Below are 15,828 nucleotides of genomic sequence, written 5' to 3'. Positions count from 1 at the left end.
TCCGCACAACTATGCAGAAAAAGGCCTTGTATGTAATGAGAAGAGCGCTCCTCCTTTTCGGAGGGGCCTCCTTCCTTTGCGGTTGTGTCCGGGATAACCGGGACGACTGCCTTTTTCCGCTTCGCCTGCAGTTCAGCTATACCTACAACCGCGAAGGCCGGGACCTTTTCTCCGCCGAGGTCGAACAGGTGCGCCTGTACCTGTTCGATTCCCGGAGCGGGGAACTGAAAGCCTCGGCCGTCGCCCGCAGCAAGGACCTCGGGCCGGACAATACGTTCACATGGAACGTGGCCCCCGGCTCCTACCATGCCGTAGCATGGGGATGTTCGGAAGGCGAACGATACCGGGTCCTTTCGAGCGAACGGTTTCCGCAAAGCCGCCTGTCGATACAGACCCTCTCTGACGGGTCGAGCGTCGAGCAGAAGCCCGAACACCTGTGGTACGAGATCGGCCGCGGACTGACCGTCACCGGCGAGTTGCAGGCTCCGCATCCGATGGACCTGCACAAACTGAGCAACGACGTGCGCGTCGAGGTTTCGGGCCTTCGGGACGAGCAGTTTCCGAGGCTCTCCTGCACGATCAGCGCGTCGAACGGGACGTACGACTTTGAGGGCCGCACGCGGGACGAAAACCCCGTGGTGTGGCTTCCGGAATCGAGTCGGGAGAGCGACCGCTCCATCCATAAGTTCACGGTGCTGCGTCTGGCCGAGGGCGACGACTCGCGGCTGCACGTCGAGGTGCTTCCCGACGACAGCGGACGGGGCCTCTCCGGCGTGATCTTCGACGGGAGCCTCTCGGAACTGCTGTCGGCCAATCCCGCCGTGGACCTCGACCTGGACGACGAGTTCGTCATACGTCTGGAGTCGCAGCTTCAGCCCGACGGCAACTTCAGCGTCTCAATCTTCGTGAACGACTGGCACGTCATCGACATGAACGGCGGTCTGGGATAGCCGGACACAGAGAAGTGGACTAACAGAGAACAAGATGATAGACATTAAGAAATATACCAAAGGCAAATGCACAGTGAGATGGCTGATCGCCGTCTTGTGCGTTCTCGCGGTTTCGTGCGTGCGCGACGGCGAAGATCCGATGCCGGACGGTCCCTCTGCGGGGAACTCCGTGCGGGTCGAGATCCTGCTCCGGGCGCCCGAGTCCGGGAGCATCAGCCGTGCGCTGACCGCCGGGGACGAAACCCGCATCGACAACGTGCTCGTGCTGTTCTTCCGGAAGGACGGGATGACACTGCATTCCGTGGCCGAGGGCAGCAAGCTGACCGCCAAGTCCGATGACGACAAAACGTACACGTTCGAGACGAGCTTCTCCGTAGAGAGCGCTCTCGCCTCCGAGCCGTTCACGTGCATCGTGCTGGCCAACGTCGCCGACAGGTACAACGCCGACGAGCGGCGGTCTTGGCGCTTGCAGACCTACAACGACCTGCAAGCGAAACTCACGCAGCAGGTAACCGACAAACTCCACACGAGCAACACCGGAGGTTTCGTCATGTGGGGCAAGGCCAACGAGGACCTCATCCCATCGACACCGCAGCAGAAACTTTCCGTACCGCTGCTTCGCAGCGTCGCCCGCGTGGACGTCGCCGTGGATGAGAAAGTCTCGAACTTCACGCTCACGGAGGTTCACATCTACAAGCCCAACAACAGCCTGTCGCTGATGCCGGTGCTGAGTGCCTACGATGCCTTCGGACGCAAGGTAACAGCCCCGTCCGTACCTGCCGGGACGGCTATCCTCACCCAGAACTGGAAGTACGTCGTTGCCGGAAACCAGATCGACTACTCGATCTATATTCCGGAATCGGACGTCATCCTGAAGGGCGACGGCACGCCCGGGGACGCCAACCACCTGAACCGCTGCGCCATTGTGGTGGGCGGGAAATACCCGGATGGGAACGCCCCGACCACCTACTACCGCATCGACTTCAAGGAGGGAACCCCGGCCAGTGGCGGCACTCCGTCGGGCAAGCTGATGGACGTGCTGCGCAACCACCGTTACAACGTCCGCATCACGCAGGTGATGGGACGTGGCGAGGAGACTCCCGACAAGGCTTACGAGTCCCGGACGGCGGACGTCACCGCCGAGATCATCACCTGGACGGACAACAACCAGAACATCGCCTTCGACGGGACGAACTGGGCGTCCGTGGAGCGTAAGGAGGTGCACCTGAACGACGGACAGGGCGTCGAGGCGCTGCTGCAACTGCTGAGCAACGTCAAGCCGTCGCAGTGGAGCATGCAGTTCTCGCTGCCGAACGGCGCTGCCACCAGCGAGGAACTGACCGATACCTCCGTTTCGGGCAGCCACTTCGAGGTGACCAAGCCCGCCGACCGCCCCGACGCCGCGACCGAACAGGGAGGCAAGCTGACCATCCGTACGAAAGAGGCCTTGCCCGCAGGCAGCCAAAAGCGGCACGAGGTGCTGACGATCCGCATCGGACGGCTCGAACTGGTGGTCAACCTGTACCAACACCCCTATTCGGACACCGAGTGGGAGAACGGGGGCGACGTCGAGAACGACTTTTAGACACCCTATCCAGGTCAATGTATATAAAAAAACATTAGAATGACATGCAAAACAGAATGAAATACCGATTCGGCGGCCGCCTCGGCAAGTTCCTCGCGGGATTGCTGGTCTCCGCCGCCGTTGCGGGGTGCGTGCGGGACGATACGGATCCGCTCGCAGGCCCCGATACGGGCAGTTCCGGGGAGTTGCGTATAGCTTTCTCGATCGACGGCATGGAGGCGGACACGCGCGCCGTGGCCACCGACCCTCACGAACGCAACCTGAAGGACGTGCACGTGCTGTTCTTCACCCAGGATGGCAACTACATCACCTACCAGCACGCCAACGTCACCGCCGGGTCGAGCTACGTCTCGTTCCCGATCCCGAAGGGTCTGACGGCCGGTGAATCGTACCGGACGCTGGTGATCGGCAACGCCCACGACCACGTGCCCACGGGTTACAGCACCTTCGACGCTTATCTGAACCATACCGCCGCCAGCGGCAGCTATCAGACCATCCGACAGGACCTCTACGCCGTGGTGAACTCCGTTCACCTGGAAGGTTCGAGCGCCTCGGGTTCCATCGTCCTGCCCATGTGGGGCGAGGTGCAGGACGGACTGGGCAACGCGAGCGAACTGAGCTTCTCGGGCAACGCCCAGTCGGGCTACACCTTTTCGGGCACCCTCCGCTTCTGGCGGAGCGTTTGCCGCCTCGACCTGCGTCATGACGCCGCTAAAGACCTTATCATCGAGAAGGTCAAGCTGGTGCATTTCCGCAAGGGAGGCTACTACTTCCATAACGACGTGCCGTGGGCTCCCGCCAGCGGGGAGGAACTGGGCGGCATCAACGACGGCAAGTGGATCACCGTGGGAACTCCTGCCGACCTGACAGACGGTTCCAAGCGTCAGGAGGTGAAGGCACAGATCTACGCCTTCCCCAATATGGTTCCCGTCGTCGTCCAGAACGACAAACAGACGACTTACCTGATGATCGCCGGTTATTATCAGGACGGCACCGACAATACGACCGCGAATCCGAGAAATAAGTTGACTTATTATCGGTTCAACATGGCCGAGAACGGCCGCAGCCAGCTTCTGCGCCGCAACCACTTCTACCGGGGCATCATCACCCGCGTGAGCGGGCCCGGGGCTCCGAGCGAGAGCGAGGCCGAGGACGCCAGCGCACCGTTGCTCGACTACACGGTCAGCGACACATGGAAGGACGACGACAATACGACCGTCACCGACGAGCGGGGCAACTTCCTGACCATTTCCCGCGCCATGGTTTCGTTCGCCGGGGAGAAAGACCTCAGCGAGACGGTCAAGGTGCAGGTCAAGGAGGGTCTTTCGTGGTCCGTCGAGTGGGTTCAGAACGCTGCCGATGCCCCGGACTACGCCAAGTTTACCTACGTGCGCAGCGACGACGGGTCGTTCTCGATCCGCACGAAAGAGGACAACGCCACCGAATTTTTACGCAAGGCGCGTCTGGCCGTCAAGGCTACCGGCGGCACCGTGAGCTCGAGTAGTCCGCTGACGGCCGTGATCGACGTAATGCAGCTTTCGTCCAAGGACGAGATAAAGGTGCTGATGGTGGACAACCAGATCGGGACCGTCCAATACAGAGCTCCCGGGTCGGGCGGCACGCTCCGCATGCAGGTGCAGACCGGCTCCAAGCGGTCGCAATGGAAGGTGGTCGACGTGGATAACAGCTGCAGCAGTATCGGCGTCACATGGACTGCATCGGGCGCCAACGGCGGTATGCTCGAAGTGGACGTTCCGACCAACATTTCCGCTGGTGAGAGAACCTTCTCGTTGAAAGTCTCCCGAATGAATTATACCGGGAGCTTGGACTCGGAGACCACTCCGGTGACGCTGAGCTTCGTCCAGCCCAAATCGGACTACTTGCTGACCGTGACACCTTCGGTTCCCGAAGGTCAGGACGGACTGGTCATCGACGGATTCGACCCGACGGTCACGACGTTGAAGAGCGGCATCTCGGTGCAGAAGAAGTTCATAGTCAATCTGGCCGATCCCACGAACTACCAATATAGCGTGGAATCCGACTTCAACAAGGATTACGACTTGTTCCTCTCCAAAGACAGGGCTGACAACAGCACGATCACGGCAGGATGGACCGTAAATGCGAAGTGTTTAAACAAACTCACAGGATTACAGAACGGCGAATCGTTCTACGTCAACGTGTTCCGAACGGGCCCCGGTGACCCTACAATCAGAGGTACGATCACGATCAAAGCCGAACCGAAAAGCCCGGATAAAGGCCAGGCGCAGACACTCGCCATAACCATTTCGATCAAGACGTCATGCATCGTAAACGACGTGTTGATTAAAGACGGGGAGAATTACCTGTTGGTTGCCGACCGGAACGTAGGTACCCCTATGCGTATCGCCAACGATAGGTTTACATACGCAAAATACTATACCAATGATGTGAAGGTGGACATTACTGGCGCCGGGAAGCAAAATGACAACAAAGACTGGAAGGGCGAGTATTATCCGTGGAGTGACGCAGGCGGCAAAATCGGCGCCGGAACCGCGAGCTTTGTCGAGAAGTATTGGCTTATCGGGGATGCCGCCGACGGCAGCACGAACATGGATGAAGACGGCAAGTTCTCGCCGTGGTATAAGACCGCCGACAAGTCGAAATGGGTCGTTCCGACACAGACTCACTTGAATTTGATCAACACGAACCTTATTTTCTCCAAACAGCGTGCGTTCCTCGTTTCCGCAACCAGAGATAAGGTGTCGGGCGATTATATTGGCTGTTACTTTCCTCTTGCCGGCAGCGGTGGCAACCCGGCTAACGTCTACGGCTATTACTTGTCGGCTACGCCCAGCTTGTACGGCGTCGGTGTCCGCGGCGGGTACTACCTGAGCGTTACCGCTACCGATTCCTCGGTGGAGGGCTACGGGACGGCCTTGTATTCCGTGCGTTGTGTCCGTACCGTTATTGCGGACGAGTTCACCTCGGCGCAGTAACGTGCGCGAGAATTCGATTGATTGGATTATTACCCTGCGGCTTGTAGGCCGCAGGGTTGAAATACGCCCTTTGGGCGTTGAAAATTTTTATGAAAAATGACCATTCAGGAAAAATTGTCCTCTTTCGATGTCGAAGAGCCGCGTCTGCACGTTTTTCACGAGGGAATGTTCGCCAAACTCTACAACGAGTCGGCTTTTCTTTTCACCGAACACGTGCGGCGCTACAAGGTCAACGTGACGGATTGCAAGCGGGGGCGTTACTACTCGCTGGGATTTCCGTTTTTCGCCCTCGACGAGGTGTTCGGCGAAAACTCCGAGTGGATCCAGACCGAAATCAGCGAGGATTATCGGATTTACGGCGCCCCGGCCTTGGGATTCGATGCGCAGGAGTACGATGTTTGGTGCCGCGAGGCCGAGCGTGCCGCTGCCGAAGCGGATGCCCGCAAGGCGGCCCGGACCCCGAAGGCGGCGAATGCCGCACCGCAGGCCGAAGTGCGCTCCGGGAAGGAAGGCGGGGATACTCCTGCCATTCTCCCGCAGACCTGCACGCCGGATTCGATGCGCGCTATCCTTGCCGACGTGCTGCGCTTCCGCTTGGAGAGCGCCTCGCCGCTGGAGTGCATGCTGTTCCTGCAATCGGTTCAAAAGAGATGCTATGGCGCACTACCAGAATCTTCCGGTATTTAAGGATGCCTACGATCTGCTGCTGCGCGTCTATACGGTCAGCCGGACGTTCCAGCGCGATTTCCGCTACACGATCGGCGAGGACCTGAAAAAGATGCTGATGACGATGATGCTCTGCCTGTTCCGGGCCAACCGAAGCCGCGAAAAACTCTGCGAGGTGGCGCTGTGTCGGGAGCATATCGAGGAGGTGAAAATCTACCTGCGCATCCTCCACGATCTCAAACAGCTTTCGCTCAAGCAGTACGTGCTGCTCTGCGAGCGGGCCGAGGCGATCTCCAAGCAACTGGCGGCATGGGACAAATACCTGACCAAAAACGCTGTCGTCCGCAGGGACGGGGGCGAATCGAACGATCTTTGAAAACACTTGCAGAGGGTTTCGTGCCGGAATCCGCATCATCCTGCGGGGTGTATGCGGAGCGAGCCGTGCCTGTTCAGTAACCCGCCGGAGTTTCAGCGGGCTTGTCCGGTCCCTTTTCGGGTCGGCGACGCCCGCTGCTTTTCGGCTCCGGTACTGTTTCGTCGGTCGCCCCGACGAAGCCGCCGCGACGACTCTTCCTGCGGTGCGGGCTTCGCCCCGCCGCCGTTTCGTCGCCCGGGCTCACAGCGGTTGCTTCGGGTTTTCCTCTTGCCGGCAACGGTAGCAACCCGGCTAACGTCAACGGCTATTACTGGTCGGCTACGACCAGCTACGACACCAGGTACGACGCGTACTACCTGGGCCTTCTCCCTAGCGGTTCATCGGTGACGACCTACGGCAAAGGCTTGTATTCCGTGCGTTGTGTCCGTAGCGTGTGCGCGAGAACAGGCAAACCCTCTTTTATAGCTGCCGCCTGTGCGTGTTTTTTTGAGTTTTGAGAATTTTTAGGATGATTGATATGCGATTACAGAGGGTTTCGTGCCGGAATCCGCGTCATCCCGCGAGGTGCATGCGGAGCGAGCCGTGCCTGTTCAGTAACCCGCCGGAGTTTCAGCGGGCGTTTCCGGTCCCTTTTCGGGTCGGCGACGCCCGCTGCTTTTCGGCTCCGGTACTGTTTCGTCGGTCGCCCCGACGAAGCCGCCGCGACGACTCTTCCTGCGGTGCGGGCTTCGCTCCCGCCGCCGTTTCGTCGCCCGGGCTCACAGCGGTTACTTCGGGTTTTCCTCTTGCCGGCAACGGTGGCAACCCGGCTAACGTCAACGGCTATTACTTGTCGGCTACGCCCAGCTTGTACGGCGTCGGTGTCCGCGGCGGGTACTACCTGAGCGTTACCGCTACCGATTCCTCGGTGGAGGCCTACGGGACGGCCTTGTATTCCGTGCGTTGTGTCCGTAGCGTGTGCGCGAGAATAGGCAAACCCTCTTTTATAGCTGCCGCCTGTGCGTGTTTTTTTTGAGTTTTGAGAATTTTTAGGATGATTGATATGCGATTACAGAGGGTTTCGTGCCGGAATCCGCGTCATCCCGCGAGGTGCATGCGGAGCGAGCCGTGCCTGTTCAGTAACCCGCCGGAGTTTCGGAAGCGCCCCCGTCCCTTTGCGGATGAGGGTGCAGCTTCCGGCTTTTCAGCTTCGGTAATGTTTCGCCGGTTTTCCCGGCGGAGTCGGCGCGATGACTCTTCCTGCGGTGCGGGCTTCGCTCCCGCCGCCGTTTCGTCGCCCGAGCTCACAGCGGTTGCTTCGAGTTTTCCTCTTGCCGGCAACGGTAGCAACCCGGCTAACGTCAACGGCTATTACTGGTCGGCTGAGCGCAGTTACTACAGCGGCTCTGTCCGCGGCTCGTACTACCTGGACGTTAAGGCTACCGGTTCCGCGTTGGCGTACTACGGGGAGGGCTTGTATTCCGTGCGTTGTGTCCGTAGCGTGTGCGCGAGAACAGGCAAACCCTCTTTTATAGCTGCCGCCTGTGCGTGTTTTTTTGAGTTTTGAGAATTTTTAGGATGATTGATATGCGATTACAGAGGGTTTCGTGCCGGAATCCGCGTCATCCCGCGAGGTGCATGCGGAGCGAGCCATGCCTGTTCAGTAACCCGCCGGAGTTTCGGAAGCGCCCCCGTCCCTTTGCGGATGAGGGTGCAGCTTCCGGCTTTTCAGCTTCGGTAATGTTTCGCCGGTTTTCCCGGCGGAGTCGGCGCGATGACTCTTCCTGCGGTGCGGGCTTCGCTCCCGCCGCCGTTTCGTCGCCCGGGCTCACAGCGGTTACTTCGGGTTTTCCTCTTGCCGGCTACGGTAGCAGCCCGGCTGACGTCAGCGGCTATTACTTGTCGGCTACGCCCTACGCCGACGCCTACGGCTCCTGGGCGTACTACCTGGACGTTACGCCGACCGCTTCATCGGTGAAGTACAACTCTAGGACTTGGTTGTATTCCGTGCGTTGTGTCCGTAGCGTGCGCGCGAGAACAGGCAAACCCTCTTTTATAGCTGCCGCCTGTGCGTGTTTTTTTTGAGTTTTGAGAATTTTTAGGATGATTGATATGCGATTACAGAGGGTTTCGTGCCGGAATCCGCGTCATCCCGCGAGGTGCATGCGGAGCGAGCCATGCCTGTTCAGTAACCCGCCGGAGTTTCGGAAGCGCCCCCGTCCCTTTGCGGATGAGGGTGCAGCTTCCGGCTTTTCAGCTTCGGTAATGTTTCGCCGGTTTTCCCGGCGGAGTCGGCGCGATGACTCGGTCCGAGACCATGCCCCGCGTATGGTTTTCGCCGTTTCGTCGCCCGAGCTCACAGCGGTTGCTTCGAGTTTTCCTCTTGCCGGCAACGGTAGCAACCCGGCTAACGTCAACGGCTATTACTGGTCGGCTACGACCGACAACAGCTACTACTACGCCGGCAGCTACCCCAACGCGTTCTACATGAGCGTTACGCCTACCGGTTCATCGGTGACGAACAACAACAAGACGAACTTGTATTCCGTGCGTTGTGTCCGTAGCGTGTGCGCGAGAACAGGCAAACCCTCTTTTTAAGAACGCAGAATTATGAACTACGATCTTTTGGATACCCTATTCCAAGCGTATTTCGATGTCCGGAAAGGCAAACGCAATACGGTCAATCAGCTCCGCTACGAGCTGAATATGGAGCACGAGCTGCTGGAGCTTTACGACGACATCGTCTCGCGTCGGTATAATCCTTCGCGCAGCATTTGTTTCCTGTTGACGGAGTTGGAGATCAAACGCGAGATTTTCGGAGCGAATTTCCGGGATCGCATCGTTCACCGTCTGATCCATGACCAGATCGCTCCGCTTTTCGAGCGGACCTTCATCGCCGACTCCTATTCGTGCCGAAAAGGGATGGGGACGCTTTACGCCATTCGGCGGCTCGATCATCATATCCGCAGTTGTTCGCGCAATTATTCGCGGCCGTGCTGGGTGCTCAAACTCGACGTGCAGGGCTACTTTTTCTCTATCGACCGCAAGATCCTCTACGCCATGCTGCGCAGTTATCTCGAACGTCATTGGACGGCATATTGCGCCGCGCAGCCGGCCGGACGTTACATGCTCGATTCGGAGCTGCTGTTCTATCTGCTCGAACGGGTGATTTTCCACGATGCGACGCAAAACTGCATCGTGCGCGGATCGCGAAAGGTGTGGGCCGATTTCCCTCCGAGCAAAAGTCTTTTTCACGCTGCGCCCGACTGCGGTCTTCCCATCGGCAATCTGACTTCGCAGTTGTTCAGCAATATCTACATGGATCGCTTCGACCAGTGGATGAAACGGGAGCTGAAAGTGCGTCATTACGGCCGTTATGTGGATGATTTTTATATCGTGCACGAGGATGCCGGTTATTTGAAATCGTTGATTCCCGTGATCCGCGATTTTCTGCGCGAGGAGTTGCATCTGACGCTTCATCCCCGTAAAATTCACTTGCAGCGCGCCGACCGGGGCGTATTGTTCGTCGGCGGCTATGTCAAGCCCGGACGGATCTATCCGAGCCATCGTGTGGTCAGCCGTTTCCGGCAGATGCTCGATGTCAATCGCGCTCGTTGCCGAAAACAGCAGGCGCCGAAATTCGCAGCTTCGATAAATTCCTATTTGGGAGGGATGAAACATTTCCGGTGTTATCGCTGTCGCCGCCGGATCATCGAGGCCAACGAGTGGATATACCGCTACGGGTGGATGCGAACGGACTTTGCGAAGTTTACGCTCGATCATCGGGTTCGGGCGCATGCTCCCTGCGCCTTGGTTTCAGATTCGCTCCGAAATCGTTTGCGACCTTTGCAGCGTGGACTTTCCGGAACCCACGAGAATTTGGATTATTAACCTAAAACCATTTAGTTATGAAAACGATCGCAAAATTACTTTTTATTGCCGTTCTGGTATTCGGAGGTCGGTTGTCGGCCCATGCCGACGGCCGTGAAGAGCCTATTGCCTTCGACCGCCTGCCGCAGGCTGCTCAGACGTTCCTGACGACTCATTTCAAGGACCTCACGCTGGCTTATATCGTCGCCGACCATAAGATTATGACCGTCGAGTACGAGGTGACGTACACCGACCGCACGGAGGTGGACTTCCGCGCCGACGGATCGTGGGAAAGCGTCGAGCGCAAGTACGCTCCGGTTCCCGCGGCCATCGTTCCCAAGCAGATCGCCGATTTCGTGGCTTCGAACCGGCTCTTTGCAGGCCAGTTCATCCGCAAGATCAAACGCAACCCCTACACATGGGAGATCGAGCTTTCGGGCGGCGTGGAGGTCACCTTCGACGCGAAGTTCAACGTGATCGACTACGACGACTGATAAACATAAATACAACCTCCTATGGACAAGACAAACCCCATACACGCCTGCCGGGCTGCAACGGACCCTGCGGACACGGAGAATACTCCGGCCGCATCCGTTCCGGACGCCGCGGATGCCGTGAGCGCCCCGGTGGCGGCGTTCATCGGGACGCATTACCCGGACTCGGAGATCGTATGGTCGCGGCTTCGTTCGGAAAAGGGCATGGAATGCCGTTTCCTGCACGTAGGCATCCGGCATGAGGGCCGCTGGAAGAACGTGCTGTTCTACGATGACGACGAGGGCCTCTATTGCTGGGTGAGCACCTCGTGGCAGCTCCGGCCCTCGGAACTTCCGGAGCCTGTCCGGGTGCGGCTTGCCGCCCACCCGTGGTCGCGCTGCGAGGCGGACAGCCTGGAATATATCCGGACCCCGCAACGGGAATACTACTTAGCGGCGCTGGCCGACGGCCAGCGGACGGTGGACCTGCGCATCGGGGCCGACGGAACGACCTTTTGACCTGAGCCGCCATGCACTCCGAGACTTCACCCCAAAACTCCGCCCGGCCCTCTTCGAGGGCACGGTGGCTGCTGCGGCTGGCCGAATGGCTCAGCGAGCGCTTCCACTGGTATCCCGCGGAGGAACACGACGGCTTCGAGAGCGACCTGCACCGCCGTCATCGCCACGACCGAATAGGTTATACGCGACGGGAGAGATGACGCAGGGTGCGAAACTCTTTCAAACGGCAGGAGGATACTCCTGTGGCATTTCCCGGGAAAAGGAAAACTGCCGGCCGGCAGGGCTTGCGGGCCAGACCGACCGGATATTTTAAAACGATTACGAGGGATGAAAGTTTTGATCATAGAGGACGAGCCGTCGCTGCGCAGCCTGATGAGCGAGGAGTTGCGCCGTGCGGGCTACGTCGTTCAGGAGGCCGAGACCTTCGGGGATGCGACGCTGAAGCTGCGTCTTTACGAGTACGACTGCATCCTGCTGGACATCATGCTTCCCGACGGCAGCGGCCTTCGGATCCTCGAAGAGCTCGAGGCGCCGCGGCGACTCTCGCCGGGGTATCGTGCTGGGCAACGTGCGCCTCGACCCCGAGGGCCGGCGCGTGGAGGTCGAGGGCCGTGAGCTGACGCTGCTCAAAAAGGAGTTCGACATCCTGAGCTATCTCATGCAGCGTCCGGGCCACATGGTGGACAAGGCCGCGCTCGCCGAGGCGGTGTGGGGCGACCATGCCGACCAGGCCGACAGCTTCCAGTTCGTCTATTCGCAGATGAAGAACCTGCGACGCAAGCTCGCCGAGGCGGGCGGCAGCATCGAGATCGCCTCGGTCTACGGCTTCGGGTACAAATTGCTCGCAGAGCGGTAAAGGAACCCTGGGAGATGAAGCTGATCACACGTATCGCGCTGCGTCTGTCGCTCTCGCTGCTGCCCCTGATGGCTCTGTGGGCCGCGGTGTTCTACTATGCGATGATCGACCAGGTGAACGACGACACGGACGACGTGCTGGAGAAATACTCGGAGATGATCATTATGCGCATGCTTTCGGACCATCCTCTTCCCGAGAAGCGCGACGGGAACAACAACAGCTACACGCTCACGCGCGTGAGCGAGGACTATGCCTCCAAGCAGACGGGCTATGTCTTCCGCGATGCCGAGGTCTATATCGCCGAGCAGCAGGAGTGGGAGCCGGCGCGTCTGTTGACGACGATCTTCCGCAGCGGCGACGGAGCGTATTACGAGCTGATCGTGTCGATGCCGACCTTCGAGAAGACCGACCTGCTGGCGTCAATCCTGCAATGGGTGGTGTATCTCTACGCCATGCTGCTGCTGATCGTCCTGGGCATGTTCAACCGGAGCCTTGGCCCGGTCTACCGGCTGCTGCAATGGCTGGACGGATATACCCTAGGTGGCCGGAACGAGGCGCTTCCCGAAGCATCCTCGATCGACGAGTTCCGGCGGCTCTATGCCGCTGTCCATCAGACCATGAAACGTTCGGAGGAGGCTTTCGAGCAGCAAAAGCAGTTCATCGGCAACGCCTCGCACGAGTTGCAGACGCCGCTGGCCGTGCTTCGGGCACGCCTGGACTGGCTGCTGGACCATGCCGCGCTGGAGAAGGAGGCCGTGGGACACGTGGTGTCGATGCAGCGGACGCTGAGCCATGCCGTGCGGTTGAACAAGACCTTGCTGTTGCTCGCCAAGATCGACAACAACCAGTTCGCGGATTGCGTGCAGGTGGACCTCGCCCGGGTGTGCCGCGAGCAGGTAGCGCTCTGCGGGGAGCTCTTCGAGGGGCGCGGCCTGCACGCCGGGGTGCGCCTGCCGGAGCGTTTTACTGTGTTGATGAACGAAACGCTGGCCGAGGTGCTTGTCTCCAATCTGGTGCGCAACGCCTATATCCACAGCGCCTGCGGCGCCTTTATCGACGTATATACGGAGGGTACGACGCTCGTGGTGGAGAACGACGGAGAGCGGAGGCTGGACGGCGACCGGATCTTCGAGCGCTTCTACCAGGGCTCCAAACGGGAGGGCTCGACCGGACTGGGTCTCGCGCTGGTCCGGGCCGTGTGCAACTGCTACGGCCTGCGTGCGGAGTACGACTTTCGGGACGGACGGCACCGCTTCCGCATCGTGTGGCCCTGATGTGCGAAGACCTCCTTCCGTTCAGAGAACCGAAAATAAAAAACAACGAGCCGATAACCGGACCTTCCTGTCCGGCATTCTTTCCAAAGCAGCCCGATATGTCCGAGAAACCAACGAAAACAAACGCCCGTAAGCACGGCCCCACGACCGAGACAAAGGCCAAGTACGGCGCTGCGGAAAGGCTTTATGCGGCCACGACACTTTCGTGCCGGGCGATATGCGCGCTGTGCGGTGTGTCGCTGGGCGGGTTTACCTCCTATCTGCATCATCACCGCCGGGATCTGCTCCTTGCCCGCTACGGCATCGATGCCGGAAACACCGATGCGGCTGCCGTCAGGCTCCGTGAAGCGTTCGGACAGTCGCCCTCCGCATACCGCAAGTACCGGCAGGCCGTCGAAGCATGCCGGGACAGCTCCTGCCTCGAATACAACATTTCGCAGATCGCCCGTAAGTTCCGTCTCGACGGCACGGCATTGGCCAACCAGCTGCGTGCCCATTTCCCCGATATACCCGTGCTTCGGGAGATAGAGCGATGGCGGCGGGGATTGAACGACAACCAGCCGCGCGGCGTGCGTCCCCAGAGCGTGGTCAAATATGCCGAAGCGGTAGAGCTGCTGCGCACGGGCAGCATCACGGTAAGGCAGGCGGCCCAGGTGTGCGGAGTGTCGTATAGCGGATTGCGGCAGCATGTGCTTTTTTATCACAAGGATTTGGTCGTCCAAAGACGCGCCAGCAGAAAAAGCAGCCCGCAGGCGGGCCGTCCGGGAACGCCCCGGCGGAGCGGCGGCATACATGCGCCCTCGGCGTCGGCCGTGGAAAAATACCGCCGGGCCGTGGAGCTCTACCGCACGACAGCGCTGACCGCCGCTCAAATCGCGAAAAGCACGAACGTCTCTGAAAGCGGGTTGCGCCACCACCTGCGGACGTGGCACCGGAACCTGATGCTCGAAAGACGCGGGGGCACGGTGCCGGATACGGCCGATTGTATAGATCTGTCCTCGCAAAAACGCTACCTCAAAAGTACGGCGGAGAAATATGCCCCGGCGATCGAACGGCTCAGAGCGGGCGGAATGCCGACCGCCGCGGCCGCCGCAGAATTCGGACTGCATCCGGAGACGTTTCGGGAATATTTGTACGAGCATGAGCCGGAGCTGGCCGCTCTGCTCGGCAAGACAAAACTGGACAACGGGAAAACGGTCTTGCGCCGCAGTGCGGAAAAATACGCCGAAGCGGTCCGGTTGTACGAAACGACGACCGAACCTCTGAAATCCATCGCCCGCAAACTCGGACTTCAGTATAACAGCGTGGGAGGTTTCGTGCGACGCAGCCGCCCGGATGCGATAAAATCCCACAATCGACTGCTCGAACAGCAAAACAGACGGCTCCGGGACGAAGAGAACGAAAGGCGCGAAAAGGAGCGGGCGGAGGCGGCCTCTGCCGTCATGGAAAAGGAGGCGGGGATGAAAGAGCGCATCATAGAGGCTCTGAAACAGACAGGCAACCATAGAACGAACGCGGCGAAGCTGCTGGGCATCGGCAAATCCACGCTGTATAACAGAATGAAATCATTCGGCCTTATATAACGCCGGCGATAATTGGCTTAAAGGGAATGGAGCGAGAAAATGCAGCCATGAATCATGAAGAGCGGGATACGGCTTCCGGGACGGACGGCATCGCCTCCGCACGGTGCGGCCCTCATGCGCCGCAGGGCTTGCCGGGCCCGGCCGAAAAAGATTTTTTCGCCTCGGGACCGGAATTACAGATTCGCGACAGAATCGCTCCTGATATTTGCACCATGAAACGTCCGGGAACCATGAAAAAGACGATGCTCGTGCTCTGCCCGCTGCTGCTGATCCTCTCGGTCGGGATGCTGACCGACAACGACCGTGCGGTCGCTTTCGGACAGCTGCCGCCCGCGGCGCAGCGGTTCATCGAGTCGTTCCGCCCGGCGGCCGGGGTGGCCTATGCCCTGCGCGAGCGGGAGTTCTTCGAGGTGGAGTACAAGGTGGTGCTGACCAACGGCGTGCGGATGAAGTTCCGCCGCAACGGATCATGGAAGCGGATCGACTGCCGCTACGGGCAGGCGCCCCGGCAGGCCGTTCCGCCGCAGGTCGCCCGCAGGATCGGGGAGCTCTATCCCGGAGCGCGGATCACGGACATCGACCGCGGTGAACGCACGACGAGAATAAGACTCGACAATCGGGCGACGCTGACGCTCGACCGGGAGTGGAACTTCGAGCCTGCCGATACCGAGGAGCTGAAAAGGCCGTGACGGTAATCCGAGACCCTTAATTATTCAAATCAA

The 15,828-nt window shown here is 59.6% G+C and carries 14 protein-coding genes; all 14 read left to right on the top strand.

The annotated features are described in order from the left end of the window. Positions 1-35 precede the first annotated feature (35 nt). The 14 genes from NQ519_RS12095 to NQ519_RS12035 all read left to right on the top strand — a co-directional run bounded on the left by NQ519_RS12095 (position 36) and on the right by NQ519_RS12035 (position 15,795). Positions 36-950 carry a FimB/Mfa2 family fimbrial subunit gene (locus NQ519_RS12095; protein WP_019150896.1) on the top strand — a complete coding sequence of 305 codons (915 nt, stop codon included), beginning with the start codon at positions 36-38 and terminating at the stop codon, positions 948-950. A gap of 34 nt (positions 951-984) precedes the next feature. Continuing rightward, positions 985-2,535, top strand: a complete 1,551-nt coding sequence (locus NQ519_RS12090; RefSeq protein ID WP_044118634.1) for a FimB/Mfa2 family fimbrial subunit — start codon at positions 985-987, stop codon at positions 2,533-2,535. Between the two features lie 44 nt (positions 2,536-2,579). Then, complete coding sequence (locus NQ519_RS12085; RefSeq protein WP_026076559.1) at positions 2,580-5,510, top strand: hypothetical protein; 2,931 nt, start codon at positions 2,580-2,582, stop codon at positions 5,508-5,510. A gap of 96 nt (positions 5,511-5,606) precedes the next feature. Then, entirely contained in the window at positions 5,607-6,197 is a 591-nt protein-coding gene (locus tag NQ519_RS12080; protein WP_019150899.1) for a hypothetical protein, read from the top strand. After that, positions 6,166-6,552 (top strand): four helix bundle protein, encoded by a 387-nt coding sequence (locus tag NQ519_RS12075; RefSeq protein ID WP_019150900.1) that lies wholly within the window; start codon positions 6,166-6,168, stop codon positions 6,550-6,552. Before NQ519_RS12080 ends, NQ519_RS12075 begins: the two co-directional genes overlap by 32 nt. Before the next feature lie 2,589 nt (positions 6,553-9,141). Then, positions 9,142-10,422, top strand: a complete 1,281-nt coding sequence (locus NQ519_RS12070) for a reverse transcriptase domain-containing protein (protein WP_019150901.1) — start codon at positions 9,142-9,144, stop codon at positions 10,420-10,422. 17 nt (positions 10,423-10,439) lie between these two features. Next, the gene (locus NQ519_RS12065) at positions 10,440-10,895 is read left to right on the top strand and encodes a PepSY-like domain-containing protein (RefSeq protein ID WP_044118636.1); all 456 of its coding nucleotides are present in this window, start codon (positions 10,440-10,442) and stop codon (positions 10,893-10,895) included. A gap of 21 nt (positions 10,896-10,916) precedes the next feature. After that, positions 10,917-11,393 carry a hypothetical protein gene (locus tag NQ519_RS12060; RefSeq protein WP_019150903.1) on the top strand — a complete coding sequence of 159 codons (477 nt, stop codon included), beginning with the start codon at positions 10,917-10,919 and terminating at the stop codon, positions 11,391-11,393. Positions 11,394-11,404: 11 nt separating this feature from the next. Continuing rightward, the gene (locus NQ519_RS12055) at positions 11,405-11,593 is read left to right on the top strand and encodes a hypothetical protein (RefSeq protein WP_147513186.1); all 189 of its coding nucleotides are present in this window, start codon (positions 11,405-11,407) and stop codon (positions 11,591-11,593) included. A 127-nt stretch (positions 11,594-11,720) separates the two neighbouring features. After that, on the top strand, positions 11,721-12,008 hold the full coding sequence (locus NQ519_RS16280) for a response regulator transcription factor (protein ID WP_371173658.1): 288 nt from the start codon (positions 11,721-11,723) through the stop codon (positions 12,006-12,008). Continuing rightward, entirely contained in the window at positions 11,950-12,249 is a 300-nt protein-coding gene (locus NQ519_RS16275) for a winged helix-turn-helix domain-containing protein (protein WP_371173659.1), read from the top strand. The genes NQ519_RS16280 and NQ519_RS16275 overlap by 59 nt, the downstream gene beginning before the upstream one ends. A gap of 14 nt (positions 12,250-12,263) precedes the next feature. Next, positions 12,264-13,523 (top strand): sensor histidine kinase, encoded by a 1,260-nt coding sequence (locus NQ519_RS12045; RefSeq protein WP_019150904.1) that lies wholly within the window; start codon positions 12,264-12,266, stop codon positions 13,521-13,523. Between the two features lie 98 nt (positions 13,524-13,621). Next, positions 13,622-15,106: a helix-turn-helix domain-containing protein gene (locus NQ519_RS12040; protein ID WP_083871032.1), complete on the top strand. Its 1,485-nt coding sequence runs from the start codon at positions 13,622-13,624 to the stop codon at positions 15,104-15,106. Between the two features lie 230 nt (positions 15,107-15,336). After that, positions 15,337-15,795: a PepSY-like domain-containing protein gene (locus NQ519_RS12035; protein WP_161603984.1), complete on the top strand. Its 459-nt coding sequence runs from the start codon at positions 15,337-15,339 to the stop codon at positions 15,793-15,795. The last annotated feature ends 33 nt before the right edge of the window (positions 15,796-15,828 follow it).

This window comes from Alistipes senegalensis JC50 (assembly GCF_025145645.1).
In the GTDB taxonomy this organism is placed as follows: Bacteria; Bacteroidota; Bacteroidia; order Bacteroidales; family Rikenellaceae; genus Alistipes; species Alistipes senegalensis.
Note: the sequence above shows the minus strand (reverse complement) of the source record. Positions and strands in the feature narration are given on the sequence as shown.